Source organism: Salinicoccus jeotgali (genome assembly GCF_055379195.1).
Genome location: NZ_AP043830.1, coordinates 663706 through 690531, shown reverse-complemented (window position 1 = coordinate 690531; position 26826 = coordinate 663706). Strand labels below are relative to the sequence as shown.

Below are 26826 nucleotides of genomic sequence, written 5' to 3'. Positions count from 1 at the left end.
CCCTATTTAAGGATGATGAAAACAAGACTAGTCATTGAGATCTACAGTGACGACTTTGAGGTATTTGCCCCGTTTGTATCCTTTGACAGTTGGGAAATCCTTCGGTAGTCCCTTGACGTCTGTCAATGAGTAGGATCGCCCCGCCTTTTCGATGGTGCGGTCTATCTGCTGCTTGAACTGGTTCAATGTGAAAGTTTCAAGGTTCTGGCTCAACACCAGACGGCCTTTGGGTTTCAGTACCATGAGTGCCTGTTCGATAAGTTTTGGATAGTCGCGTTCGACTTTGAACACCTTTTTCTTATAGCGGGAAAAGCTCGGTGGGTCTATCAGGATCTGGTCGAAACGTTTGTTGTTGCGGGCTGCGTAATTCAAGTATTCGAACGTTTCCATGATGTGGATCGTATGCCCATCGGTGGAAAGGTTATTGGCATTGAAGTTATCCGTGATCAGTTCGTTGGTCCGCTTCGCCAAGTCAACGCTTGTCGTCGCCATCCCGCTTTCTGCCGCTGCAATGGAGAATGTGCCGCTGTACGCAAACAAGTTCAGGAACGTTTTCGCACCCGCCATATTTTGGGCGAGAGCCTTGCGCGTCTCCCTCTGATCGAGGAACAGGCGGGTCATGGGGCCGTCTTCAAGATGAATACTGTAGGACAAACCTGCTTCCTTGACTGTAACCGGGAATTCGACATTGCCCGTCACCCTGCGGTTGACGATGTTCATGCGTCCCTGTTCGCTGAAGCGGGTCTGTTCGGTGATGGAGGCCGGCTTCAGCCTGATCATCAGCGTCTTGATGATCAGATCTCTTATTTTATGGATGCCGCGCGAATAGAAGGTCACAAGCAGGTGGCCATCATAGTTATCGATTGCCAAACCACCGATGCCATCACCGATTTCATTAAACAGCCTGAATGCTGTTGTGTCAGGTTCGTTGTAGAGTGGTTCCCTTCTATCGATTGCACTCAGGATGCGCGACTCGATGAATGCATCATCAATCGTTTCTTCACCGTTTGTCAATATCCAGCCCTTTGTCTTTTGCTCGAAGCTGAGCATGGCGATGCCGATTAGTCGGCCGTATGTATCTTCGACACGGACGATTTCACCATCACCAAGAAAAGTGTCATCACTCAGATCCTCCCCGTCAAGATTCAACTGCCCTTTCAGATACGGTTTTTCATGTCCTTTTTTCAATTGCACTGTATTCATTGGAACGACTCCTTCTTGGTCATGAAGCTATGGAACAGGCTCGCAGCGAGACTGCTTGTGCGGTCGTCGACATCGAGCGGTGGCGATACTTCACTTATATCAAAACTCACCAGATTCTTAAGCTCAGCCATTTTCCCAACCATATCATGGATTTCCACAGCCGTATATCCGTCAGCAGAAGGAGCGCTAGTGCCTGGCGCCACTCCCTGCTGCACGGAGTCCATGCATAAAGTTGCAAAGACAGCATCATATTCTGCAAGTTCAGCCAGCATCTCGCCAAAAATGGTCGTTTTCCTGACTGTTTCCATCTCAGCATATTTCACTCCAAAACGATCGGCGGCATCAAACAGGCTTTTTGTATTGCCGGATGGTTGGATGCCGACCACATAGTAGTCGATCGCCTGATCGGCAGACAATATCTGATGGAACATTGTACCAGAAGATGGCCGCTCGTCCCTGAGGTCGAAGTGGGCATCGAAATTAAGCACTGCAATTCTTTTGCCGGGGTAGGCTGCCCGCACGCCCAGGTAGTGTCCGTAGAGTGTTTCATGCCCGCCACCGATTATCAGCGGGAACTGCTTATTATGGAGCACCTTATACACAGCCCGTCCCAACGCGGCTTGGGAGCCTTCAAGATCCGTATCTCCAACGATGCTGCCATAGTCGTAGATAGGTGCTGTCCATGGCAGTGAAGCCAATTTTTCCCGCACTTTGACCGGCCCCAGTTGTGCACCAGGCCGTCCTTGGTTACGCCTGACACCTTCGTCGGAACGAAATCCGACGAAGACCGGGGCGTCACCTCTGACAGTCTCCGTCCATCCGCTTATATGCTGATGGATACGTTCTTTTATATCCGGGTCATCTACACGTCCCGTGTAATGGTGTGTTTCGATTTCCTTCATATTATCTCCCCTTGTCGAATTCTTTGAATATGCTGATCAGGGCAAGTGGCGTAGTCAGTAGGACAAGCAGCACATTGAATGGCAAGATGAACAACGATAGCTCCACGTCGCGGAATACCGTAATATACAAACTTACCGTGACCTTGAGCCACAAAGCGATTATGACGATCATCTGCGTATGGTAATACTTGTTCTGGGTCATGTTGAAAAATGTTGTAAACAAGTAGATGACAACTAGTGACAGCGCCAGGAACAAGTTGACCCACTCATAGATGTATTGCATATCCGACACTCTGAAATGGCCTTCTGTAAAGACCCCGTTCCTGTTGTTGAATTCAATCAGGACAAAAATCAGGACAAGTGCGCCCAGCAACAGCTCGATATAATTCGGACGCAGCCACTTCGGAAAGTCGAATTCCATAAAATCCTTCACCCGGTTCAGCATGCCGTTGCGCAAGTTATAGAGTTTCTGTGAGAACCTCAGATAATCGTTCGGATTGAGCCTGTGTCCGGTGCTGCGGGAAAGGGTCGCTGCATCACCTTTTTTCGGCTTCTTCAGCAGATTTTTGGATTTGGAGAGGAACACTCCAACCCATAGTGCCGTCAGGGACAACACCCATATGATGGCAAAAAACATATTGATCGATAAAACATCCTCAGGCGCCTTTGTCCGGTCGATATCCGAATAGACTGCGTTTTGGGTGAAGAAGTAGGCCAACCCATAGAAAAAGAGAATGACCATATAATGCTCCTTGCGATGCTCCGGATCCAGATGCTCGTTGAATATGCTGTAGAGCATGTGGACGATAAAAGCCAGCATGAACAGAAGCGACAGCCAGCCGTAGACCTGGAACATCAGAAGGGTCGTCATTAAAAAGAGCACAAAAGCGAGTGTCAGGAAGAAAAACGACAGCTCTGTATCAAACTCTGTGGTCCTGCGGATGAGTTTCGCCACCAAAAACATCACGCCACCAAACAAGATGACCAGAATGCCGGCTATAATCGGAAAACTACCGATCACCATGGCCAGTACGTTGACCACTTCTACGAAAAATGCATTCATCAGGTCGAAGATTGTATCTATTGGAGGCGTCTGGGCATCACCTTCGCCTCTTATCCTGCCAACATTAAAAAGAATGAATAATCCTGTAATAACAAAAAAAGTACCGAGAAGGATGCTGATGATCACTTCTCCCTGTTGCTTCAACCATTTCATTTTAATTTCACCTCAGTATCCTCTCCCATTATAGAGGAAAAGCCCATCAAATGCATCGAATGGCACATGCCTGAATGAAATAAATCACAATAAATTGTGGAGTGTCATGTTTAGGCTCTGAAATGCACGGGTATAAACCAACTAACAGCAGATAAGAAATAATAATATATGATATCGATACTTATAAAACAGGAGTGATTATCATGGATTTCAGCGATAAAGACAGACAAGAAGAAACAAAAAAGGAAGCTGAAGAAGCTTATAGAGGAGAAGACTCCAACGAAGACCGAGAAAAAAATGAGGACGATAAAAGCACTGAAAAGACTAAAGATGACATTCAAGACGCTTTCGAATAAAAGAGATTGCCGGCACAATGCCGACAATCTCTTTTTGCATGTATATAACCTTTAAAGGTGCTGCTCAGCCTTTGAGTGCCCGCCCACCGATATCCCGCCTGTAGAACAAGCCGCCTTCAGTGAACGTGACTTGGGCAACGTTTGAATATGCAGCTTCGACCGCCTCTTCAATGGTGCACCCCTCACCGGTTACGAGCAATACCCGGCCACCATCCGTCCGCCAGGCATCGCCGGATTGTTTGAGGCCGCTCACAGCGCAGTCTGCCCTGACGGCGCTGAAATCGACTTCACATCCCTTTTCATAGGCAGCCGGATAACCGCCTGAGGCCAGCATGACACCCGCCTTGTAGCCGTCTCTGAAGGTCAGGCTGAACGGTTCCTTGGCCTTAACCTTCTCCAGCACATCAATGAAATCATCTTCCATGAGATCCAGAAGGACTTGGGCTTCAGGGTCTCCAAAGCGGGCATTGAATTCAATGACTTTGACGCCATCACGGGTGACGATCGCTCCCAGATAAAGTACCCCGAAATAATCGAGTCCCTCATCGACCATCGCCTGGGCCATGGGCTCCACAATCTTGTCCACAGCTTCTTGCCTCAGCGATTCATCAATATGATGGACGGGTGCATAGACTCCCATCCCCCCTGTGTTGGGTCCTGTGTCCCCGTCATACGCCCGTTTGTGGTCCTGGGCCATTATTTCAAAGGAGTGGGTATAAGATCCATTGACCAGCACCATCAAGGAGAATTCTTCGCCTTCGAGGAATTCCTCGATAACGACAGGGGCGTCCTGCTCCGGCTTCAACATCTCTATACCTGCTAATGCTTCTGCCATGTCCATGGCCACAATCACGCCTTTGCCTGCCGCCAGTCCATCTTTCTTCAAGACTACCGGTGCACCAGTTTCATTTATATAGTCCCGTGCCGAGTCCTGGTCTGTGAACATGCGATGGGAAGCGGTCGGAATATCGTACCGCTTCATGATGTCTTTGGCGAAAGCTTTGGAGCACTCAATCTTGGCTTCATTCTTCTTTGGACCGAATACATCCACTCCCAACTCTTCCAGATGATCCGCAAGCCCAGCTTCAAGAGATGCTTCTGGTCCGATGACCACCCACTGGATATCATTATCCAGGCAGAATTCCCCGATGCCCCGGCAATCCGTCTCGTTCAATTCCGGCACCGTAACAGCAAATTCTTTCATGCCGTCATTTCCGGGGATGGCGTAGACGATATCGCTCCGTGTCGATTGGGCCAATTTTTTTGCCAGTGCATATTCACGTCCGCCTCCGCCGATCACTGCTACATTCATGGAAATGCCCCTCTCTGTTCATGTAATCAAATCCGGAATCGCTCCGGTCCTAATGCTTGAAATGCCGCATGCCTGTAAATACCATCGTCATGCCATGCGCATTGCAGTAGTCGATGGATTCCTGATCCCTTTTCGAACCACCCGGCTGGATGACTGCACGTATGCCATTTTCATAGGCCAGTTCAACGGAGTCCGGCATCGGGAAGAAACCATCGCTCGCCATGACCACATCGCTCCCGAGCCCCACAGCGCGATCGATGGCGATCTTAAGCGCTCCAACTCGGTTCATCTGTCCGGCCCCGATGCCTACTGTCCGGCGTTCATTGGACAGGACAATCGCGTTGCTTTTGACATGCTTCGATACTTCCCATGCAAGCGCCATCGCCGTCAACTGTTCTTTCGTCGGCTGCTTTTCTGTGACGACTTTGATGTCCCTCTCGTCGAGAGCGCCGGTGTCCTGGCTCTGCACGAGGTATCCACCCGAGACACTGACCATCTCTTCAGCATGGGCATCCTCATGGAAATCCGCTTCAAGCAATCTGAGGTTCTTCTTCTGGGTCAACACCTCAAGCGCCGCCTCGTCGAAGGACGGCGCGATGACGACTTCCAGGAAAATAGAGTGCAGCTGTTCGGCCGTCTCCCGGTCCACCGTCTTGTTGAGCGCCACAATACCGCCGAAAATCGACTGGCTATCTGCTTCATGGGCATTTTTGAAAGCTTCCGCAATCGTTTCTCCCGTACCCACACCACATGGATTCATATGTTTTACCGCGACTGCTGCCGGCATAAAGAACTTTTTGGCCAACTGGAATGCTGCATCCGCATCGCGGTAGTTGTTGTAGGACAGCGCCTTGCCGTTTAGGACATCGGCGTTCAATATCGTATTGCGTGCTTCAGTCGTCCGGACCAGACGTGCCGTCTGATGCGGGTTTTCACCGTAGCGCAGGGATTCCTCAGCCTGGCTGAAGTGGTTGACGATCGCCTGGTCATAATCATTCGTATGGCGGAACACTTTTATCATGAGTGCACGCCGGTAAGTATCGTCAAGCGTCTCCGATTCGATACGGCTGATGACCTCTTCGTAGTCTTCTGGGGAGACGATGGTCGTCACATGCCTGAAGTTCTTGGCTGCCGCCCGCAGCATCGTCGGTCCGCCGATATCGATGTTCTCAACCGCCTCGGCTTCTGTGACGCCTTCAGTTGCGACCGTTTCCTTGAACGGATAGAGGTTGACCGCCACCAGATCGATCGGGGCGATATTCTTTTCATCGAGTTCCGCCATATGGGCAGCATTATCCCGATTGGCGAGTATGCCGGCGTGGACTGCCGGGTGCAGCGTTTTGACGCGGCCATCCAATATTTCCTCAAATCCTGTCAGCATGCTGACATTCTCAACAGGGACCCCGAAGGATTCTATCGCCTTCAATGTGCCGCCTGTTGAATAGAGTTCATAGCCATTGCGAGAGAGGCCCCGGACAAACGGCTCGAGCCCTCTCTTATCGGATACGCTGATCAGTGCTTTCTTCATCTTCTCTCCCCTTCCAAAAATTTTTTGAGTGCCTGTGGGTACAGCTTATACTCGAGCTGATGAATCTTCCTCTCCAGATCTTCAAGTGAATCTTCAGGATTGATGCGTACAGGCTCCTGGGCGATGATCCGGCCCGTATCGATGCCGGCATCCACAAGATGGATCGTCACTCCTGTCACTTTAACCCCGTAGTCATAGGCATCCTCGATGCCATTGCGGCCTTTGAAGGCTGGCAGCAGTGAGGGATGCAGATTGATGATCCTATCTTCATATGTGCTGATGAACGCCGCCCCAAGTATGCGCATGTAGCCTGCAAGCAGTATATATTCAACATCGAGGCGTTGAAGCGCCCTTATCATCGCCGCTTCCTGCGTCGCCTTCGATCCATAGTCGGAGATGGTGCAGACGAGGCTTTCTATGCCGAGTGCCTCTGCACGCCGTAAGGCGTAGGCTTCACGATTGTCGCTGATCAAAAGGACGATCTCGATGCCGATCTCTTGTGCGTGACGGGCCAGATTGCTGAAATTCGTGCCGCCACCGGAGGCGAATACTGCAACTCTAGTAGCCATGGACACGCAACCCGCCGTCCGCAGTCACGCGGCCAAGCACTACCGGACGCTCTCCGGCGGCTTCCAGTATCTCCAAGGTGCGTGCTTGATCTTTGTCGTTCACTGCAATCATGAAGCCGATGCCCATATTGAACACATTGTATGCCTCCCGCATATCCATGCCGCCGAGTTCAATCAGCCATTCTATGATTTTCGGCACTTCGACATTCGCCACATCGATATCTGCACCCAGATGCCCGGGGAACGCCCGCGGTATGTTTTCGATGAAGCCACCACCTGTGATATGGCTCATCGCCTTGATGCTGATCTCTTCCCTGACTTTTTTGATCGCCTTGACATAGATGCGCGTCGGCTCAAGCAGATGATCGATGATCGGTCTGCCGTCCAGCATCCCTTCGACGTCGACCGAGTAGTCGGCAAGCCATTTCCTGACCAGGCTGTAGCCGTTCGAATGGATGCCGCTTGAAGCCAGTCCGATGATCGTGTCCCCAGGCTTTGCAGCTGTCCCATCTATATAGGCATCCTTCTCGACGGCGCCTACAGCAAAACCGGCGATATCATATTCGCCTGCACCGTACATATCCCCCATCTCCGCGGTCTCACCGCCGATCAGGGCGCATTCTGCGTCCGTACAGCCATTTGAAATGCCTTCGACGATGTCGGAGATGTGCTCAGGAATGACCTTATCGACCGCGATGTAATCAAGGAAGTACAGTGGCTCTGCACCGGTTGTGATGATGTCGTTGACGCACATCGCCACGGCGTCCACACCGATTGTACGGTGACGGTTTGAATCGATCGCCAGCTTCAATTTCGTACCGACACCATCAGTGCCGGAAACAAGGACAGGGGCTTTCATATTCAGCTGTGACAGGTCGAAAGCGGCACCGAACCCCCCAATCCCTCCGATGACCTCCGGACGCATCGTCCGTTTTACATGTGCTTGGATCTTATCGACTGCCTGATATCCGGCCGTGATGTCGACTCCGGCATCCTTATACTGTTCTGACATGCTCATACCCCTTTCGTCTTCTGATCCTTCTCCTGCGGCAGGAGCCGGTCGATAATCTCTATTGGATAATTGCCTGTAAAGCAGGCATCGCATTGGCCTTTCGAACCATATGAATGGTACACATCATGCATCGCGTCGACCGACAGATAACTCAAGGAGTCAGCACCGATCTCACGGCGGATCTCCTCTGTCGATTTCGATGAAGCGATGATTTCAGCATGGGTTGAGACATCGATGCCATAGAAGCATGGATTTTTAAGCGGCGGGGATGAGACGCCCATATGGACTTCTTTAGCGCCCGCCTTCTTCAATGCCTTGACGATATACCGGCTGGTCGTCCCACGCACGATCGAATCATCGATGACGATGATGCGCTTGCCCTCAACAACATCACGCACCGGGGAGAGCTTCATGCGCACTGCCCGCTCGCGTGCTTCCTGCCCTTTGGAGAGGAATGTCCGTCCCACATAGCGGTTTTTCAACAGTCCCTGCTCCTGTGGGATTCCGGATTCTTCAGAAAATCCTTTTGCAGCAGCAAGGCTCGAGTCCGGCACGCCGATCACTATATCCGCATCCACATCCATTTCCTTAGCCAACTGCTGACCGAGCGATTTTCTGATGGTGTATGTGGATGTATTGCGGAATTCCGAGTCGGCACGCGCAAAGTAGATGTACTCCATCGAGCACATATTCGGATGCGACGCGTCCGTATAACGGTCGAAGTCGATGCCTGCTTCACTCAATGTAATCAGTTCGCCGGGTTCGATATCACGTATGTACTCTGCACCGATTGCGGTGAAGGCACACGTTTCGCTGGCAACGCAATAGGCACCGTCTATCATGCCGAGCATGAGCGGACGCACACCATGATCATCCAGGGCGATGGTCAACGCCTCTTCGTCCAGGATGACGAAGGCGAAAGCCCCCTTGATCTGCCTGAGCGCCGTCTTGATGCGCGTTTTCCTGTCCGGGCTTTTATTTTTACGGATCAGATGTGCCAATGTTTCGGTGTCCGATGAAGTCTGGAAAATCGCCCCGTCGTCTTCTAAAGCCTCACGGACGCTCATGGCATTGACAAGATTGCCGTTATGCGCAAGGCCAAGGTCCCCCTTATGGCTTTTGAACAGGAATGGCTGGACGTTCGACAGCTCGCTGCCACCGCTTGTTGCGTACCTTACATGGCCGATGGCATGCGGAAAGCCATGCAGCGATGCCAGCTGTTCCCTGGAGAGCGCTTCGGTCAAAAGGCCCATGCCGCGTGCGCCGAAAAGGTACTCTTCGTTCGAACAGACGATGCCGGCCCCTTCCTGCCCCCGATGCTGGAGGCTGTGCAGTGCGATATAAGTCAATTCGGCGGCATCCGGATGGCCGTACACACCGAATATGCCACACTCTTCATTTAGTCCACGGATGTCATACATTTCGGGATTGCCCCTTCCCATGTGTTTGAGATGGCGTCCAGGCTACGTTCTATCGTCATATCACGCGATGCTACTTTGAATGCATCTTCTGTCAGGACCCCGATTTCGACAGCGCCTTCAATGTCTTGTCCACCTGCTCCGATGACGATGTAGCGGGAGGCATTTTCTGCAAAGAGATCTTCCCCGTCCATATCGAGTGATGCATCCACTCCGAGATGATGGAAGGCTGCGAGCTGCGCCAGTTTGATGGCGATGCCGCCACGGCCAATTGGTGCGATCTTTTTGATGCCACCGTTCTTCAGACGATCCCTGAGATCCATGCCGCGGCTGTATTCGATTTCCAGGTCGATGTGGCGTTCCTGCTTCGAAATATCTCCATCAATCAGCTTTTCAAGCTGACTGCCGGCAAAGCTTTTGTGTGTCTCACCCACCAGATAGATTGAATCCCCCGCCTGTATCTGGACGTCTTCCATGAAGCGCACATCTTCTATCAGACCGACCATGCCGATGACCGGCGTTGGTAGTATTGTGCCTTTGGATTCATTGTATAGGCTGACGTTGCCGGATACGACCGGTGTCGACAGCGTCCGGCACGCTTCTGCCATACCGCGCGTCGAAGCATCGAGCTGATGGTAGATTTCAGGGTTTTCAGGACTGCCGTAATTCAGGCAGTCAGTCATGGCAAGCGGGAGTGCACCAGTCGATATGATGTCCCTGAACGCCTGCGCGACGACTTCTTTACCGCCATTGAACGGATCGGCATAGACATAGCGGCTCTTGCCGTCGACCGTCATCGCGATGGCCTTATCCGTCCCTTCCACTCTGACGATCCCTGAGCCGAAACCTGACTTCTGGATGGTGTTCGAACCGACCTGATTATCGTATTGTTCATATATATAGCGCTTTGAACCATGGTTCGGATGGCTGAGCAGTGCATCGAATGCCGCGTTCAGATCTTCTTTACTGTAGTCATATGTTTTGTCGTCGACTCCTGGGTTTTTGCCTTCCAGCACATAGACAGGTGCCTCATCGGACAGTGGCTGTACGGGAATATCCGCGTACTTCTCGCCTTCATAGAAGAGTTCCAGACGGTCGGAGTCCGTCACTTCACCGATGACCGCGGAATCGAGTTCATATCCGTCGAACATCTTGAGGAATTTATCCTCTGTGCCGTCCTGTACGACAAGCAGCATGCGTTCCTGTGTTTCCGACAACATCATTTCGTATGGGGAGATGCCGTCTTCCCTGACAGGCACCTGGTCGAGGTAGAGCGCCATGCCCGATTCACCTTTGGCTGCCATTTCGGCACTTGATGATGTCAAACCTGCCGCCCCCATATCCTGGATGCCGACGAGTTCAGGCTGGTTGATGGCGTCAAGAGTCGCTTCCATCAGTTTTTTGCCGGTGAATGGGTCTCCAATCTGCACAGATGGACGCTTCGACTCTGATTCCTCAGATAACTCTTCAGACGCGAAAGTTGCGCCGTGGATGCCGTCCCGTCCTGTCTTCAGGCCGACATAGATGACTTTGTTGCCGACACCTTTGGCCGTCCCTTTTTGTATCTGGTCGTGGTCGATGACCCCGACACACATGGCGTTGACAAGCGGGTTGCCGTCATATGAAGAATCGAATTCGACTTCTCCTGAGACAGTCGGGATGCCGATGCAGTTGCCGTAGCCGCCGATACCAGATACGACGCCTCTGAGCAGCCAACGGTTGTTTGGTTCAGATAGCTCGCCGAAACGGAGGGAATTCAATAATCCGATCGGGCGCGCGCCCATCGATACGATATCGCGGATGATGCCGCCGACACCCGTCGCTGCCCCTTGGTAGGGTTCGACTGCAGAAGGGTGGTTATGGGATTCGACTTTGAAGACGATGGCCTGGTCGTCGCCGATGTCGACGACGCCTGCACCTTCACCCGGTCCCATCAGTACGCGTTCCCCTGATGTCGGGAACTGCCCGAGGAACGGTTTCGAATGCTTATACGAACAATGCTCACTCCACATGACCGAGAATATGCCGGTTTCCGTATAGTTCGGTTCCCTGCCGAGTATTTCCACGACATGCTTGTATTCTGCATCCGTCAAGCCCATCTCTTTATAGAGCTTGTCGTCTTTGATCATCTGTTCTGTCGGTTCATTGAATTTCATTATGAGTGGCCTCCCAGTTTGCCATATTTTCAAACATTCTCTTACCATCATCACTGCCGAGCAACGCTTCAAGTGCGCGTTCCGGGTGCGGCATCATGCCGAGGACATTGCCCGCTTCATTGATGATGCCTGCAATGTCGCCGCGCGAGCCGTTCGGGTTGTCCATGTATTCCAGGACAATCTGATTATTCTGCTTGAGCGTGTCATAAGTCTCATCATCACAGTAGTAATGCCCTTCCCCATGCGCAATCGGAAAAGTTACCGTTTCATCAGGCTGATAACCCGTTGTGAATGCAGTGCGGTTGTTGGACACTTTCAGCTTTTCATCCCTTGAGATGAATGTGTGGGTGTCATTGAATATGAGCGCACCTGGCAACAGGCCGATCTCAGTCAGTATCTGGAAGCCGTTGCATATGCCAGCTACCGGCTTGCCGGCTTCTGCCGCTTCGACGATTGCTTTCGTCACCGGTGCCACAGCAGCCATCGCACCGCTCCTCAAATAGTCCCCAAAACTGAAGCCACCTGGAATCAGGACACCATCATAACCTTCAAGCGACGTCTCCCGGTAATCGACGTAGTCCGCTTCCCCGCCGGACTTCAGGATAGCGTTCAGCATATCCCTGTCACAGTTCGATCCTGGAAAGCGTATCACAGCGAATTTCATCATTCAGCCACCTCGTCGATGATAGTATAGGAATATGTTTCGATGACTGTATTGGCGAATAGTTTCTCGGACAGCCGACGGACGCTTTCATCGATTTTCGTCTCGTCTGTTTCATCGATGTCGAAGTAGAGCACCTTGCCGACACGGATGTCGTTGATTTCCTCATGCCCCAGTTCGTGGACCGCCCGGTTCAGGGCCTCACCTTGTGTATCCAATACTTGCGGCTGCAGTGTGACGATCAGTTCAATCTTTTTCATTATATGAGTGCCTCCATCTTTTTATAAAATGCCCTGTAGGTGTCAATCAGTGATCCTGTACTGTTGCGGTAGACGTCTTTATCGAAATTCTCTTTGCTCTCCATATCCACGATGCGGCATGTATCCGGCGAGATTTCATCTGCGAGCATAATGACACCGTCACGATCTTTGCCGAACTCGATCTTGAAGTCGATCAGCGACAGCCCCATTTCCTTCATCATCGCTGTCAACACTTCATTGATCTTAAGGGCCTGCGCTTTAAGGTGGGCGACTTCCGCCACACTTGCGAGGTTGAGCATGGCGATATGGTCATCCGTGAGAAGCGGATCGCCGAGTGCGTCTTCTTTATAGAAGAACTCGACTAAAGGTGGGGTCATCGGCTGATGTGTTTTGAGGCCAAGACGTTTGACTATGCTGCCCGCGGCATAGTTCCGTACGACCACTTCGAGTGGGATGATATCAAGGGGCTTGACCAGCTGCTCGGTCTCACTGATGCGTTCTATATAGTGGGAGTCGATGCCATGCTTTTTCATATATGCGAATATGCCTGAAGAGATCAGGTTATTGAGACGTCCTTTGCCTGTCATGTAGTCGTGCTTTTCCCCATTACCGGCCGTCACTTCATCTTTATATTCAATCCGGTATGCCTCTTCTTCCGTCCTGTAGACACGTTTTGCCTTCCCTTCGTAAACGAGCATCATGACTCCTCCTTGATGAAATTCTCTTCCAGCCGATCAAGTGTTTCTAAGACATCGTCAGTGAGCACCGTCACGTGCCCCATTTTCCTTGCCGGCTTGCGCGCTGTCTTGCCGTAGACGTGGACGTGCCACTCCGGATTTGTGAAAAGCGTCTGTTCAAGGCGGTCGAGATCGGCACCGAGCAGATTCATCATGACTGCATGCTGGTGCTGATGAACGGCAGGCATCGGATGGCCGAGGATCGCCAGTATATGTGCATCAAACTGGCTGATGTTGCATGATTCGATTGTATGGTGGGCTGAGTTGTGGGGCCTCGGGGCGATTTCGTTCACATACAGCGCGCCGTCCTGACCGATGAAGAATTCTATCGTGAACACGCCGGTGAAATGCAGCTTATCCATGATTTTACGTGCCGCTTCCTGCGCTTTGGCTGTATATTGCGCATCAACACCTGCCGGTGCGATTGTGCGGTAGAGGACCTGGTCCTTGTGCAGATTTTCCTGAAGTGGGAAATATTCGACTTGGCCTGTCGTACTTCTGGCGACAGTCAATGATACTTCGCGTTCCAACTGCAAGTATTTTTCGGCAACCCATTCTGCCTGATCGAATGGAACCTCGATGCTTTCCATATGCGCCTGTGATTCGATCACCATCTGACCCTTGCCGTCATAGCCGCCCGTTGCGGTCTTGACGATGACAGGGTAGCCATTGGTGTCGGCGAATGACGCGAGTGCGTCTCGTGTCGATACTTTCGCATAAGGAACGATGGCCGCACCCGCCTCTTCTATCGCCGTCTTCTCGTAATCCCTGTTCTGCAGCGTCAGAACCGTCTCAGCACCTTGGGGGATATGGTAATCATCCACTAAGGTGCGCAGTATGTGGGCATCGATATTCTCGAATTCATATGTGACGATGTCCGACAATCTGCATAGTTCCTTAAGTGACTCAAAATCACTGAATTCCGCATGGATGAATGTATGACAAGTACTTCTCGCCGGCGCATCTTCAGAAGGGTCGAGCACCGCGACCCTATACCCCATCCTTAAAGCGCTCTGCGCAAGCATCTTTCCGAGTTGCCCGCCACCTATTATGCCTATCGTACCGCCTAGTTCAATCGAGCTCATTCTGCATTCCCTCCACTTTCTCTTCTAAAGTCTCCGTATAGGCTTCCAGTCGGCTGTAGAGGGCATCATCGCCAATCGCCAACATCTTTGCCGCGAGTATGCCTGCATTCGTGCTTCCCGCCTTACCTATCGCCGTTGTCGCGACAGGGATGCCGCCTGGCATCTGGACGATGGACAGCAGTGAGTCGAGGCCATTCAGCGCCTTCGATTCGATCGGGACGCCTATGACCGGTATGTGCGTCATCGACGCTACCATGCCGGGCAGATGAGCGGCACCCCCTGCACCCGCGATGATCACTTTGATGCCCCGATCCTTTGCATCCCTGGCGTAGTCCATCATCATTTCAGGTGTCCTGTGGGCACTGACCACTTTCTTTTCATAAGGGACGGATAGCTGATCCAGCATGTCGCACGCATGTTTCATCGTCGACCAGTCTGAAGAACTTCCCATAATCACTCCTACTGTCATAAACGAAACCCTCTCTTTTATCCGGATGTTTATTTCTTCAGATTCAGTTTAACAATAGAGTTCTATATAATCAACTCAAAAACGAACAATAAATTATTTTATATTAATATAGTTTGTATATAGACTAAATTATTTTTGCCTTACAGATTTATTATACGGCAATACACTCTGATTGGACTCTATTGATTTCAGAATTTTATGGTCTTCAATCTGGAAATTTATGCTCAGTTGTTGGATAATGGAGGAGAAATAGATAGAAACCAGGAGGGCTTTCATATGACAGCAGAACTATTGAACGGCAGAGAAATAGCGAAGGACTACCGCGCTGATCTTGCCGCCGAAGTCGAAAAGTTGAAGGAAGCAGGTACGACACCCAACTTGACCGTCGTCATCGCAGGCGACGATGGCGCATCTCTCAGCTACGTGCGGTCAAAGAATAAGGCAGCCGAAAAGATTGGCATGACTTCAGAAATTGTGCAGCTCGACGGAACGGTGACTGAGCAGGAAGTGCTGGACATCATCGCACGGCTGAATGATGATGATACAGTCAATGGTATCCTTGTCCAGGTCCCGCTTCCTAGCCAGGTCAGCGAAGAAAAGGTGCTGGAGGCGATTGCCCCAGATAAAGATGTCGACGGCTTCCACCCTATCAACATTGGACGCCTCTACACCGGACAAGAGACATTCGCACCATGTACACCACTTGGCATAATGGAGCTCCTCAAGCATACAGGTCCACTAGAAGGCAAGGATGTCGCCGTCATCGGACGCTCACATATCGTCGGGCAGCCGGTCGCAAAACTGCTGACCGATCAGAACGCCACGGTCACACTCATGCACTCCCGCACCCGTAATATGACCGATAAGCTGAAAGACTATGACGTCATAGTAAGCGCCGTCGGACAGCCGGGCCTCATTACAGGTGAACATCTGAAGGAAGGCGCCATCGTCATAGATGTCGGCAACAGCGTCGTAGATGGCAAGCTCGTCGGTGATGTCGACTTCGATTCCGCCAGTGAGACTGCAAGCTACATCACCCCAGTACCGGGCGGCGTCGGCCCGCTCACAATCACCATGGTACTAAACAACACACTGATCGCCGCCAAAAGGCAGAACCAATCCAAATGACGCCAAAAACCCCGGCTGGATCTGATTGTCATCAGATCCAGCCGGGGTTTAGTCCGTCACCGTCCACTATTCAATTTCGAATGATGATATAAGTGAGATAAGCCGTGTATGCCACCAGCATGAACGCCCCTTCCCTTCTGCCGATGGAGAAGTGCGTCCGCGAAAATATCAGAAGCAGCACGGTCAAACCAACCATGACAAAGCCGTCCAGGAACAGTTTCGATTCTGCGGCTATCGAACTTACGGTCGCAGCAGTACCGGTGACGAAGAATATGTTAAAGATATTGCTGCCGACCACGTTGCCGATTGCCATATCCCCCTTACCCTTCAATGCGGCGGTTACAGAAGTCATGATTTCCGGCAGGGAGGTCCCGACTGCCACAATCGTCAAGCCGACCAGCGCCTCGCTCATGCCGAGTGCCAAGGCGATTTCAGTCGCGCTGGACACGACCATTTCACCTCCGATGATGATGGCGGCCAAGCCGCCTAAAGTGAATAGGATATTCTTCCACCAAGGCTCGCCGTAGTCGGTTGGTGCTTCAGCCACTGTACCGGACCGGTTTTTGCGTGCCATTTCAAATACATAGTACAGAAATATCAGGAAAAACAGCAGGATGATGATGCCGTCTCCACGTGTAATCGCATTGCTCGGGCTATCTTGGAGGAATGTGTCCATCATAAGGACCATCATCACAACCGCCCCGAGCAGGGCGAAGGGAATCTCTTTGCGCACTGTTTCACTCTGTACCGTAAGCGGGGCGATGACCGCCGTCAAGCCGACCACAACAGTCATATTTACGATGTTACTGCCGATGACGTTGCCGAGGACAACGCCTGCACTGCCATCCAAAGCCGCGAGGATGGCGACGGTCGCCTCCGGGGAACTCGTCCCAAGCGCGACGATTGTCAAGCCGACAAGCAGCGGCGACACATTAAGTTTGACTGCAATATTCGAAGCGCCCTGCACAAAGTAATCTGCGCCCTTGATCAGAAGGACGAAACCGATTATAAGCAATATGTAGGCCAAGCGTCCCACCTCATTTCCGTATCATGGATTTGATATATTCTTAATATGCATTAAAACATAAAACGCTCCCCTGTGCCTTAAAAGGGGAGCGATTATTTTATTTTTCTGTACGCGGTTCGACGAAGAAGGTGATGACAAGGAACATCAGGAAGGCAAGCAGCAGTACGCTGCCGCCGACGATGAACAGGACTGTTGTGAACGTTTCATTCATATTGAATGGATCAAGCATATAGAAATACATGCCGACAGTCAGCAGCACCGCCCCCAAAATACCCGTTACACCATGGATATGCACAAGCACTTTATGCCGCACCGTGTAGACGCTGTAGAAGATTCCCCATGCAAACATGGAAAGCCAGCCCACCAGAAGTACGTGCGTGTGAATCGGCCGGATCGCGTAATCCATCTCCCCCGCCATCTGCGAACCGATGAATACACCGAGCAGCCCAAATGCCGCTGCCACCCTGATAAAATTAATGCCCCATTTTCTTTCCATTATAAATCCTCCTGTTATTTCTTCAATGTAATTGTAAATGTCGTGCCTGAACCAAATTCACTCTCGATTTCCACTTCGCCTCCAAGCATATCAAGCGTCTCCTTGACGATCGCAAGCCCAAGGCCTGAACCATTCGTCGAACGCGACTGGTCCACGCGGTAGAAACGCTCGAACAGCTGGTCCATATCTTCTTTTCTGATACCCACTCCCGTATCGCTGAAAATCACTTTCACCCGGTCACCTGCGTCAGTGAGCCTGATGAATATTTCATCACCCGGCCCCGAGTACTTGATGGCGTTCGACACAAGGTTATCCCAGACGTTGTAGAGCAGATGCGGATCGGACTTGACCGATACCTCATCAAGGGTATAGGACAAATCTATCTCTTCCTGATCGAGACGCCATGAAAATGCACGGATGACTTCCTGCACTTGTCGGTCGAGCCTGATTTCTTCATGCTTCACCTGATACGTTTGATCGTCAAAGCGGTTGAGTACCGTCAATTGCCTGGCCAGTGCAGACAGGCGCCTCGCTTCCTGGTGGACCACTTCCGCCGGCTGGCGGAGTCCCTTAGGCAAGTCCTGATCCATCATCAGCTTGGAATAGCCTTGGATATTGAGCAGCGGCGACTGCAGATCATGGGTGACATCACTGATGAACTTCTGCCGCATATAGCGGTTCTCACTCAACTGTCCCTGCATGGCGTCGAGACTGACGGCCAGTTGACCGATTTCATCCGGTGCATAGTTTTCCGGCTCGATAGCGTAATCGAAGTTCTCCCTTCTGATTTCATCCGCCGCCGTAGACAACCTCCCGAGCACCGTCGCCATACGCCGGGACATTATGATGATCGATATGAGACCGACTATGAAGACGGTCAAGAAAAAAACCAATCCAATGATATGGAATTCGCTGAACATCAAGGCACTGTCCTGCTTGATGAAGAGGGCATACTGTCCCCCTTCAACCTCAAGCGGGACGCCAACCGTATTCCTTACATCATTCATGAAATGGCCCATCATGAACCAATTGGCAAGCGTTGCCGCTTCGCCCTGGTATACACCACCATCCATGACATCCCGGACATTTGCCAAAGAGAGTTCCGTCCGGTCGAATGGCTCACCCGCTAAAGTGACGGCAGCAGTGTCAAAATCGACCACATCAGAATCTTTCCCCTCTACATCTTCCCGCTTTACTATAGCTCCTTGATAACCGAGGGATGTAAAGAGTTGCAGATGCTCATCGAGCACTGCTTCAGTCATGTCAGCCTTTTCCAGACCTGCGACGAAAGTTTCCGCAGTGTCGACAAGTGCCTGATCCATCTTTGGCTTCGAGTGGAGCATATAGAGGATATTTGCTGCAAGCAATGCAGTCAATGCGCTTAAAGCGATGACGATGACCAGCCCGATTATGAATTTTCTGTTCAGGGACTGTTTCATGCCTCCCCCTCCAATTTATAGCCAATGCCACGGACGGTGACGATCTCAAGAGGCACACGGTGCTTCTCAAGCTTCTGCCTGAGCCGGTTGATATGTGTATTGATCGTGTAGGCACCCGATTCAATGTCTCCCCACACCGCTTCTGCAAGATAATCACGGGTCACCACCCGCTCTGGAGTCTCCATCAGACAGGCAAACAGCTCGAGTTCCTTGACCGGCAGCATGAACGTCTTATCATGGGCCCTGACCTCGTAATGGATGCGGTCAAGGACGACCCCGTTGTAGCTCAACACTGAATGGCTGTCCGGCTGTGTGCGCTTGAGCACGGCCCGCACCCTGTAGATAAGCTCTTCCGGTTCAAATGGTTTGAGGATGTAGTCCTCAGCTCCTGCTGTAAACCCGCGTCCTTTATCTTCCAGCTGACCCTTGGCCGTAAGCAGAATGACCGGAATATCCAGGTCACCACTTAGTATCTCAGTAAGCTTGAAGCCATCCATACCTGGCATCATGACATCCACAACAGCGAGATCCACTTCATCATCCTCAAGTTGGCCAAGCGCGTCGTCCGCCGATTCTGCCAATATGGCTTTGTAGCCATCCTGCTTAAGATATATGGATACAAGTTGCCTGATATGCGGATCGTCTTCCACTACCATCACCTTCTGCACGTCTCCCCACTCCTTCCGTAAATATCTTATCACAATGATATAAACATAATATAAACAAAAACACATACAAAAATACACCCATCCGATTAGGGGCGGATGGGTGTATATGTCTATATGAAATGTGTTGGATGATTCAGGTTGGAAACCTAGACAGTCTGGAGACTCATTTTCGGGCCGAATGGCTCGAAGTGGATGCGGGATTCATCGATACCCAGTGCATCCAACTCTGCGATCATTGTATCCATGAAGCGCATGGAACCACAGATGTACACTTGTCGGCCATCGAGTTCTCCAAAGTCGGAACGGTTCAGATAGCCGTCCGGCTCACTGTATTTTACTGTAATGTCGGCACCATTCTCTTCTAGTGAAGCAAACTGGTCTTTGAATGGCTGGAAATCCTTGTTGATTGCACTGTAGACGAATTTTACATCTTTGCCTTTTTCAATCGCATCTTCTGCCATTGCCATCACTGGTGTGGCACCGACGCCGCCTGCGATGAAGAGCAGTTTGTCGTGGTCTTCCTCGACTTTGAAGTCCCCGGCAGGGGCAGAAAGATAGAGGACATCCCCTTCTTCGATACCGTCATGCAGGTAGTTCGAAACGACACCTTTTTCGCCGCCTGCCATTTCACGTTTGACACCAAAAGTGATACCGTCTTCAGTTGAATTGGAGCAGATCGAGTAGTGGCGAAGTGCGTCATACGGATATCCTGAAGGCTGTACTTTGACTGTGATGTACTGGCCTGCTGTGAATGTTTTATCGACATCATCAGAATCTACTGTGAATCTGACGATTTCAGGTGTCATGACTTCTTTCTTTTTGACCATGAAAGGCTTGAAGCCATCCCATGCAGCATCCTTATACATGTCTTTTTCGACATCGATGAAGACTTGGGCAATCTGGTTGTAGTATTCGCCCCAAGCATCGATGATTTCAGGAGTCGCCTGATCGCCAAGCACTTCCTTGATGCCTTCGAGTAGATATTTCCCTACGATTGGATAGTGTTCTGGCAAGATCTGCAAAGCACGGTGCTTGTGCGCAATGCCAACTACATGCGGTACGATCGCATCCAGGTTATCAATATGTTTAGCAGCAGCGAGAACCGTCATCGCAAGTGCTTTAGGCTGATCTCCTATTTTCTGGTTTGTCTGATTGAAGATATTCAAAAGTTCAGGGTGTGCCTCGAACATTCTTCCATAGAATACGGACGTGATTGTAGTGCCATGCTCTTCCAATACTGGAATCGTCGCTTTGATGATATCTTTTTTAGTTTCAGTAATCATTAACAGAACCCCTTTAATTTTTAAAGATATATTTCTTATGCATCTTTATAATAAAGGGTAATCCTTTTCTTTACAAGGTATATGTAGAAGTTTTCACAAATTGTTCACAGAAGTTCCCACTGCAAGACCCTTCTATTTATTGATTCTGCGAATCCGTGTATAATCATTGCGAGGAGTTGATCGCAATGAAATTGACATTATATACGGACTATTCCCTAAGAGTGCTCATGTACCTCGGCATGAATGAAGATAAAAAAATGCAGATTGATGATATTGCAGAGTTTTATAACATCTCGAGAAACCATTTGACGAAAGTGGTCCACCATCTGGCAAAGCTTGAATACATCAAGACTGTACGTGGCCGAGGTGGCGGGATTATGCTAAACTGTAGACCAGAAGAGATAAATGTCGGCGAAGTCGTCAGACGGACAGAAGATAACTTCCACATGGCAGAATGTTTTTCGGAAGGCAATGAATGCATTCTGACGCCTATCTGCGGGTTACGCTTTGTCTTAAATGATGCATTGAAGGCATATCTTGCAGAACTTGATAAACATACTTTGCGGGATATCATCCCTAAACCGATATTGAGGTGAATACGATGGACTCAAGTACAATCGTAAAATTTTTAGCAGGTCTTCTCCCCGTCGCCCCCATCACCGGAGAACTCCTCGACGAGGAACTCCAGGTGCAGCAGGCGGACTCCAACGAAGAAAGTAGCGAAACCGATTCCAGATATGCCGATTATGAGGGACCGATGATGGAAGAAGAAATTGCCGCCCATAATGGCAATCAACCGGCCATTAAAGGGGTCAAAGGCAACTTCAACGTCCAGGTGGGCAGCCGATTTAATCCCAGGGCAGGCGTCTATGCCGTCGATCAATACGATGGCAACATCACCGGCAATATAGAGGTAACCAAAAATAATGTCGACACCAGCCGCCCAGGCAGCTACACGGTCACCTATCGTGTAGAGAACAGCCGCAACTACTGGTCCACTTATACGAGGATGGTGGACGTGGTGAATGGAGCAGGTGACCGCGTCCCACTGGTCCCGCCGACAGAGTCCCAGCTTGCAGGCAAGGATGAGGATGAGGCAGAAGAATCAGAAGCGGGTTCCGCAATCACTTTCTTTGGACTGGATGACCAGACGATTGAACAAGGGAGTGATTTCGATCCGAAAGAAGGTGTCCAGGTGATAGACGTCGACGGCAGCGACATCACCTACCGCCTCCATATTTCAGGCGAAGTCGATACGGAAACTCCAGGCGAATATACAATCGCCTATGCCACATTCGACCATTTCGGAGATCCGCATGCGAAAGCACGGACAATTACCGTGGAGTAACCTCCTTTCGTCCACTGCTTTTTGTTGCGGTTCAGTTTCCAACAGCGTCATGCAATATAAAAAAGGTGGATCCTTAAATGGATCCACCTTTTTCAATGGGGTGTTTTATTTATCCAACTGTGCCTTTACTTCACGGTTGAAGTCTTCAAGATCGTCCGGTTGACGACTGGATACGAGGTTGCCACATACTACGACTGATTTGTCGTGCACTTTCGCACCTGCGTTCTCCAAGTCCTTCCGTACAGAAATGAAGGATGTGATATTGCGGTCTTTCAGCATATCCGTGTCGATCAGCACTTGCGGACCGTGACAGATTGCGAAAGTCGGCTTATCCTCTTCGAGGAAGTGTTTGGCAAATTTGCCGAAACGCCCCTCTTCATCTGAACGCAACAGGTCCGGCGAGAAGCCACCTGGAATGAACACTGCGTCATAATCACTTGGTTGTACGTCATTTATACCTTTATCGGCTTTAAATTTACCGCCTTGTTTACCTTCCAGTTCACCAGCTTCCGGTGCAATGACCTCCACTGTATGGCCATCTGCTTTGATGGCTTCTACTGGATTCGTATATTCGATATCTTCTACCATATCCGTCATCAGTATAGCGACTTTTTTAGTCAAAACTGAATCACTCCTTAAATATCTTTCGTTACATTATATAGTATTCCACATGTCATCACGCCTTAAACATAAAATATGCATTTAACGTATATAGCAATGATTTGTTTGACATTAAGAACATACGTTCCTATAATACTATATCAGGAGTGATGATATGAATTTTTCTTACGATACTGAACTTGAATATAAAATATTATATAATGTCAAAAATGATCTGTTTGACTATCCGAATACGAGCATGGCCGAATATGATATAAGGACCGTCGACTTCCATATGCAGCTTATGGCCCAAAAAGGACTGCTTATACTGACACCATTCGACTATGATTTCTACTATAGCAATATAGAATTGACGGAAGCAGGAGAAATGCTGCTCTCCAAAAGAGCTTCATGACAAAACCCTCCATCTTGGAGGGTTTTTTTATCACTTAAGATCAAATGCACTACGCACACGTTGGGTCATGTCGGCGTCCATTTGCGTGACCGGATCAGCCGCTTCATATTCGCCGATCATCAGGCCATCATCATCCGAATCGACGACAGTCAACCACTCCACACGCAATACATATTCCTCTTTTCCAAAATGCGGATTGATGCGCTGGATTTCCTTGAAGGGATATTCATCATACTCGATCAGTTTACCGCCCGAGTACATTTCAAATGCTTCAAATGGGACGGCGGGTTCCACCACCCGACCGATGCCAAGGAAACCTTGTCTAGTGCTATACAATGCGAATTCATCGCCTCGTCTCAGATGTTTTACACTCTCTTTATGCCGTGAAGTCGTCAAGCTGACGATCCCCAGTTTCTTATACGTATCAAATTCCCTGAAGGTCTGATTGAACCTTCCATTTATCGCAAACATTTCTCCACCCCTGTCATTTATACCTTCTGAAACCATATACTACATGATAGCAAAGACAATTTCAGCGGATATAACAAGGAAATGTTTATTTTCTTATGGATTCGGGCATTGTAATGGTGTAACGAAAAATTTTAAGGGGTGTTAATATGGCTGAAGAAAGCAAAAAAGATCAATTGATGGGTAAAGCCAAAAAGGCTGCCGGAGATTTTATGAATGATGAAAAGACTAAAGAAGAAGGTAAACGCCAAGAAACAGAAGGCAAAGTGAAAGACGCAGCGAACGATGTAAAAGATAAGGCAACAGACGCTTTCGATAACGATAAAAAATAATTATAGAAAATCACTGCTTATTGCAGTGATTTTCCCTATTTTCATTTTTATGTTTAATAACCTGTATATATAGGTACTGTTTAATGTAGCTTGAAAGACAGTTTAGATTCTTATAGAAGGAGTGGATTATTCATGGCAGAAGAGAAAAAAGGATTATTCGACAAAGCAAAAGACTTGGTCGACAAAGCGAAAGACAAAGATACACGTGAGAATGTCTCCGAAAAATGGGACAACGCCAAAGAATTCGGCGATCAGCACGCTGATAAGGTAGGCGCTGGTGACAAATGGGATACAGTCAGCGAAAAAGGCGACAGCATCGTCGACAAGTACGGCATCGACGGTGACGAAGAAAACAAGAACGATGAAGAAAAGTAATTGTCGTTCATAACAAAAAGGGTGGTTCCTATAGGAACCACCCTTTTTTCTATTTCTCCGTCACAATATACCGATCTTCGTCATGGAAGGCAGATTTCAGATTTTCCAAATGATTGATCGTGTCTGAAGCATTGGACATGTATTTTCTGCTATTGCGCATATGAACATCGAACATTGTTTCGTTCATATCGTATTCTTCTTCCTGATTCATAAGCTTGAACTCGATCAGTGCCAAGGTACGGTTTGAGATCGCCAATCCCAAATCCGACTTCAGCTGTTCAAAATACTCGGCATGGACCGGTTTCAGATATTCAGGAATCTGCATGCCATCCAACTCCATCTCGAGAGTATTGTAGGATTCATGCAGTGATTCCAAAGCAGGGGCCAATTCATTCGGGTCGAGAGCTGCCCATTGATACTTTTTTTTCAGTGGACTGAAATCATCGGTCCAGATTCCCACCACATCCTGCTGGATCTGTTCCAGATGATCAACCATTGCACTCAAGTTATCCTGTTCCTCCTGCGTATAAAAGTCATCTATATTTTTACCGTCTGTCTGATTTATGACGGCTACTGTATTCAGTTCGGCTGCCTCTACATCATTGATGGAGGATTCGGCCAACTGCAAGTTTTCATGATTAATTATGCTGGGTGTCGGCCTTTCGGCTTTGAAATCCTCAAAGCCAATATTCTGTTCCGCCCTAGATGTACATGCACTTAACAGCAGTATGGCGAAAATGGTTAATATCGGTTTCACTTGGGTCGTCTCCTCTGCTTAAGAGTCACTTATCTTCATATCCCACCCATTGTAACACAACTGTAATATCTCAAAAAGCATTTTCATTGCCTCAAATAAAGAAGAAGACCCCCTGATGAATTGGACTATAACCCGAATAATGGACACTTATAAAAAAGTGTTCCGTTATTCGGGTTATTTCTGTTTCTAGAAAGTAAAGCCGTTTATAATGAATATAAGTTTTTGAACGGAGAGTGACTATGAGTAAAAAAATATATTCAAATGTCGAAATGAAACAATTGGAGGCCAATCCTAATGTGGTAAAGGTTTCAGAACGGTCCATCACCTATCACCCATTTTTTAAGAAAGTTGCGATTCAGGAATACCAGACTGGCAAGTTCCCAAGTCAGATCTTTGAGGAACACGGATTTAATTTAAATATAATTGGGAAGGATCGACCTAAACGTTGCTTAAAGCGTTGGCGAGACACTTTTGAAAAGTACGGAGAACTAGGTCTTGAAGGAGAACGTAGAGGGAAAGGTGGCACAGGCCGCCCTTCTTCCAAGGAACTGTCTGCGGAAGAAAAGCTAAAGAAAGCTGAAGCTCGTATTAAGTATTTAGAGGCTGAAAATGAATTTCTAAAAAAGCTAGACGAACTCGAAAGGCAGGCGATGAAAAAGAAGTGAAAATAGCTCCAACTGAAGTTTATCAACTGATTGAACAGACCATCCGTAAATATTCTTTAAGTCATATGGTCTCATTCTTATGTTCATTTACGGGAGTGAGCCGAAGTGGATATTATGCGTGGTTAAAGAGTAAGCCGCAAAGACAGATGAGAGGTCAAAAAGATGAAAAGGATATAGAGATGATTCGATTCATCTTTACGCAGAACCAAGAAAAAGTAGGTGCTCTACAAATTAAGATGGAGCTTGAAAATGACTATGGCCTCTTAATGAATCATAAGAAAATTCGAAGATTAATGAAGAAATTCGGACTTACGGCAAAGATTAGACAAGCCAAACCTTATAAAAAAATGATGAAAGCGACCCAAGAACACCGTACGTGCCCCAACCATCTAAACCGGGAATTCAATCAACAGGAACCTGGAAGAGTCTTTTTAACAGATATCACTTATACCTATTATGGGAAAGGCCAAAAGGCTTACCTATCATGTGTTAAAGATAGTGCGACCAAGGAAATTGTCGCTCATCATATCTCTACTTCCTTAGAGATGGATATTGTTTATCGAACATTAGAAAAACTGGAAGGAGCCGTTGGAAGTTTTCATCCCGAAGCAATGATTCACTCTGACCAGGGATTTCATTACACTCACCCTAAATTTCAATCCAGAGTGAAAGAAGCTGGCCTTCTTCAATCGATGTCGCGAAGAGGAAACTGTTGGGATAACGCTCCAATGGAATCATTTTTTGGTCATTTTAAAGATATGGTAGACCATGAATTATGCGAGAACTTAAGCCAACTCAATGATGAAGTGAATCAATATATAGAGAAATATAATAACAAGAGATATCAGTGGAAATTAAATAAGATGACCCCAGTACAATACCGAGATCATCTTCTAGCTGCCTAGAGCTCTTTTTATAAACTGTCCATATTATGGGGTACA

30 protein-coding genes are annotated in these 26826 nt (G+C 49.0%); 8 read left to right on the top strand and 22 right to left on the bottom strand.

What is annotated here, in order from left to right:
• Positions 1–27 precede the first annotated feature (27 nt).
• Genes ACZ43I_RS03525 through auxA form a run of 3 tightly spaced genes read right to left on the bottom strand, consistent with a single transcriptional unit; the run spans position 28 to position 3321 of the window.
• Positions 28–1203 (bottom strand): class I SAM-dependent rRNA methyltransferase, encoded by a 1176-nt coding sequence (locus ACZ43I_RS03525; RefSeq protein ID WP_344701151.1) that lies wholly within the window; start codon positions 1201–1203, stop codon positions 28–30.
• Positions 1200–2105 (bottom strand): formimidoylglutamase, encoded by a 906-nt coding sequence (locus ACZ43I_RS03520; protein WP_344701153.1) that lies wholly within the window; start codon positions 2103–2105, stop codon positions 1200–1202. The genes ACZ43I_RS03525 and ACZ43I_RS03520 overlap by 4 nt, the downstream gene beginning before the upstream one ends.
• Before the next feature lies 1 nt (position 2106).
• Positions 2107–3321, bottom strand: a complete 1215-nt coding sequence (gene auxA / locus ACZ43I_RS03515; protein ID WP_344701155.1) for a lipoteichoic acid stability factor AuxA — start codon at positions 3319–3321, stop codon at positions 2107–2109.
• Positions 3322–3524: 203 nt separating this feature from the next.
• Here auxA and ACZ43I_RS03510 point away from each other — a divergent pair, with 203 nt between their 5' ends.
• Positions 3525–3677, top strand: coding sequence for a hypothetical protein (locus ACZ43I_RS03510; protein ID WP_344701156.1), 153 nt, complete (start codon positions 3525–3527; stop codon positions 3675–3677).
• Between the two features lie 64 nt (positions 3678–3741).
• On the opposite strand, the gene purD is transcribed toward ACZ43I_RS03510, so the two are convergent.
• Genes purD through purE form a run of 11 tightly spaced genes read right to left on the bottom strand, consistent with a single transcriptional unit; the run spans position 3742 to position 14884 of the window.
• Positions 3742–4989 (bottom strand): phosphoribosylamine--glycine ligase, encoded by a 1248-nt coding sequence (gene purD / locus ACZ43I_RS03505; RefSeq protein WP_344701158.1) that lies wholly within the window; start codon positions 4987–4989, stop codon positions 3742–3744.
• A gap of 49 nt (positions 4990–5038) precedes the next feature.
• Positions 5039–6517, bottom strand: coding sequence for a bifunctional phosphoribosylaminoimidazolecarboxamide formyltransferase/IMP cyclohydrolase (gene purH, locus ACZ43I_RS03500; RefSeq protein ID WP_344701160.1), 1479 nt, complete (start codon positions 6515–6517; stop codon positions 5039–5041).
• The gene (gene purN / locus ACZ43I_RS03495) at positions 6514–7086 is read right to left on the bottom strand and encodes a phosphoribosylglycinamide formyltransferase (RefSeq protein WP_344701162.1); all 573 of its coding nucleotides are present in this window, start codon (positions 7084–7086) and stop codon (positions 6514–6516) included. Before purN ends, purH begins: the two co-directional genes overlap by 4 nt.
• Positions 7076–8098, bottom strand: coding sequence for a phosphoribosylformylglycinamidine cyclo-ligase (purM, locus tag ACZ43I_RS03490; RefSeq protein WP_344701164.1), 1023 nt, complete (start codon positions 8096–8098; stop codon positions 7076–7078). The genes purN and purM overlap by 11 nt, the downstream gene beginning before the upstream one ends.
• Positions 8099–8100: 2 nt before the next feature.
• Positions 8101–9519 carry an amidophosphoribosyltransferase gene (gene purF / locus ACZ43I_RS03485; protein WP_344701166.1) on the bottom strand — a complete coding sequence of 473 codons (1419 nt, stop codon included), beginning with the start codon at positions 9517–9519 and terminating at the stop codon, positions 8101–8103.
• Positions 9498–11675: a phosphoribosylformylglycinamidine synthase subunit PurL gene (gene purL / locus ACZ43I_RS03480; RefSeq protein WP_344701499.1), complete on the bottom strand. Its 2178-nt coding sequence runs from the start codon at positions 11673–11675 to the stop codon at positions 9498–9500. The genes purF and purL overlap by 22 nt, the downstream gene beginning before the upstream one ends.
• Complete coding sequence (purQ, locus tag ACZ43I_RS03475; protein ID WP_344701501.1) at positions 11659–12336, bottom strand: phosphoribosylformylglycinamidine synthase subunit PurQ; 678 nt, start codon at positions 12334–12336, stop codon at positions 11659–11661. Before purQ ends, purL begins: the two co-directional genes overlap by 17 nt.
• A complete protein-coding gene (gene purS, locus ACZ43I_RS03470) occupies positions 12336–12593 on the bottom strand; it encodes a phosphoribosylformylglycinamidine synthase subunit PurS (RefSeq protein ID WP_344701168.1) in 258 nt (85 codons plus the stop codon). The genes purQ and purS overlap by 1 nt, the downstream gene beginning before the upstream one ends.
• Positions 12593–13294, bottom strand: a complete 702-nt coding sequence (gene purC, locus ACZ43I_RS03465) for a phosphoribosylaminoimidazolesuccinocarboxamide synthase (protein ID WP_344701170.1) — start codon at positions 13292–13294, stop codon at positions 12593–12595. Before purC ends, purS begins: the two co-directional genes overlap by 1 nt.
• Complete coding sequence (purK, locus tag ACZ43I_RS03460) at positions 13291–14415, bottom strand: 5-(carboxyamino)imidazole ribonucleotide synthase (RefSeq protein ID WP_344701172.1); 1125 nt, start codon at positions 14413–14415, stop codon at positions 13291–13293. The genes purC and purK overlap by 4 nt, the downstream gene beginning before the upstream one ends.
• Positions 14402–14884 (bottom strand): 5-(carboxyamino)imidazole ribonucleotide mutase, encoded by a 483-nt coding sequence (purE, locus tag ACZ43I_RS03455; RefSeq protein WP_344701174.1) that lies wholly within the window; start codon positions 14882–14884, stop codon positions 14402–14404. Before purE ends, purK begins: the two co-directional genes overlap by 14 nt.
• A gap of 276 nt (positions 14885–15160) precedes the next feature.
• On the opposite strand from purE, the gene ACZ43I_RS03450 reads away from it, so the two are divergent.
• The gene (locus ACZ43I_RS03450) at positions 15161–16012 is read left to right on the top strand and encodes a bifunctional 5,10-methylenetetrahydrofolate dehydrogenase/5,10-methenyltetrahydrofolate cyclohydrolase (RefSeq protein ID WP_344701176.1); all 852 of its coding nucleotides are present in this window, start codon (positions 15161–15163) and stop codon (positions 16010–16012) included.
• A 70-nt stretch (positions 16013–16082) separates the two neighbouring features.
• Here the strand turns inward: ACZ43I_RS03450 and ACZ43I_RS03445 are convergent, their stop codons facing one another.
• The 5 genes from ACZ43I_RS03445 to ACZ43I_RS03425 form a co-directional block, all read right to left on the bottom strand.
• The gene (locus ACZ43I_RS03445; protein ID WP_344701178.1) at positions 16083–17039 is read right to left on the bottom strand and encodes a calcium/sodium antiporter; all 957 of its coding nucleotides are present in this window, start codon (positions 17037–17039) and stop codon (positions 16083–16085) included.
• A gap of 97 nt (positions 17040–17136) precedes the next feature.
• On the bottom strand, positions 17137–17535 hold the full coding sequence (locus ACZ43I_RS03440; protein ID WP_344701180.1) for a hypothetical protein: 399 nt from the start codon (positions 17533–17535) through the stop codon (positions 17137–17139).
• A gap of 14 nt (positions 17536–17549) precedes the next feature.
• On the bottom strand, positions 17550–18974 hold the full coding sequence (locus tag ACZ43I_RS03435; RefSeq protein WP_344701182.1) for a sensor histidine kinase: 1425 nt from the start codon (positions 18972–18974) through the stop codon (positions 17550–17552).
• Entirely contained in the window at positions 18971–19642 is a 672-nt protein-coding gene (locus ACZ43I_RS03430; protein WP_344701184.1) for a response regulator transcription factor, read from the bottom strand. The genes ACZ43I_RS03435 and ACZ43I_RS03430 overlap by 4 nt, the downstream gene beginning before the upstream one ends.
• A gap of 146 nt (positions 19643–19788) precedes the next feature.
• The gene (locus ACZ43I_RS03425; RefSeq protein WP_344701186.1) at positions 19789–20925 is read right to left on the bottom strand and encodes a globin domain-containing protein; all 1137 of its coding nucleotides are present in this window, start codon (positions 20923–20925) and stop codon (positions 19789–19791) included.
• A 185-nt stretch (positions 20926–21110) separates the two neighbouring features.
• Here ACZ43I_RS03425 and ACZ43I_RS03420 point away from each other — a divergent pair, with 185 nt between their 5' ends.
• Both ACZ43I_RS03420 and ACZ43I_RS03415 read left to right on the top strand, forming a co-directional pair.
• Positions 21111–21521, top strand: a complete 411-nt coding sequence (locus ACZ43I_RS03420; protein WP_344701188.1) for an RrF2 family transcriptional regulator — start codon at positions 21111–21113, stop codon at positions 21519–21521.
• A gap of 5 nt (positions 21522–21526) precedes the next feature.
• Positions 21527–22273, top strand: coding sequence for an immunoglobulin-like domain-containing protein (locus ACZ43I_RS03415; RefSeq protein ID WP_344701190.1), 747 nt, complete (start codon positions 21527–21529; stop codon positions 22271–22273).
• 105 nt (positions 22274–22378) lie between these two features.
• Here the strand turns inward: ACZ43I_RS03415 and ACZ43I_RS03410 are convergent, their stop codons facing one another.
• Complete coding sequence (locus ACZ43I_RS03410) at positions 22379–22894, bottom strand: type 1 glutamine amidotransferase domain-containing protein (protein ID WP_344701192.1); 516 nt, start codon at positions 22892–22894, stop codon at positions 22379–22381.
• Between the two features lie 154 nt (positions 22895–23048).
• Between ACZ43I_RS03410 and ACZ43I_RS03405 the strand changes: the two genes are divergently transcribed.
• Positions 23049–23288: a hypothetical protein gene (locus tag ACZ43I_RS03405; RefSeq protein WP_344701194.1), complete on the top strand. Its 240-nt coding sequence runs from the start codon at positions 23049–23051 to the stop codon at positions 23286–23288.
• A 30-nt stretch (positions 23289–23318) separates the two neighbouring features.
• Here ACZ43I_RS03405 and ACZ43I_RS03400 read toward each other — a convergent pair whose 3' ends face one another.
• Positions 23319–23759 carry a hypothetical protein gene (locus ACZ43I_RS03400; protein ID WP_344701196.1) on the bottom strand — a complete coding sequence of 147 codons (441 nt, stop codon included), beginning with the start codon at positions 23757–23759 and terminating at the stop codon, positions 23319–23321.
• Between the two features lie 146 nt (positions 23760–23905).
• Here ACZ43I_RS03400 and ACZ43I_RS03395 point away from each other — a divergent pair, with 146 nt between their 5' ends.
• A complete protein-coding gene (locus ACZ43I_RS03395) occupies positions 23906–24088 on the top strand; it encodes a CsbD family protein (RefSeq protein WP_344701198.1) in 183 nt (60 codons plus the stop codon).
• A 132-nt stretch (positions 24089–24220) separates the two neighbouring features.
• Complete coding sequence (locus tag ACZ43I_RS03390) at positions 24221–24463, top strand: hypothetical protein (protein WP_344701200.1); 243 nt, start codon at positions 24221–24223, stop codon at positions 24461–24463.
• Between the two features lie 49 nt (positions 24464–24512).
• On the opposite strand, the gene ACZ43I_RS03385 is transcribed toward ACZ43I_RS03390, so the two are convergent.
• Positions 24513–25220: a hypothetical protein gene (locus ACZ43I_RS03385; RefSeq protein WP_344701202.1), complete on the bottom strand. Its 708-nt coding sequence runs from the start codon at positions 25218–25220 to the stop codon at positions 24513–24515.
• A gap of 239 nt (positions 25221–25459) precedes the next feature.
• Between ACZ43I_RS03385 and ACZ43I_RS03380 the strand changes: the two genes are divergently transcribed.
• Positions 25460–26790 (top strand): IS3 family transposase gene (locus tag ACZ43I_RS03380; protein ID WP_344701208.1). Its coding sequence is split into 2 segments (ribosomal slippage): positions 25460–25832 and positions 25832–26790, totalling 1332 coding nucleotides; the frame shifts between segments, so codons are not numbered across the junction.
• Positions 26791–26826 lie beyond the last annotated feature (36 nt).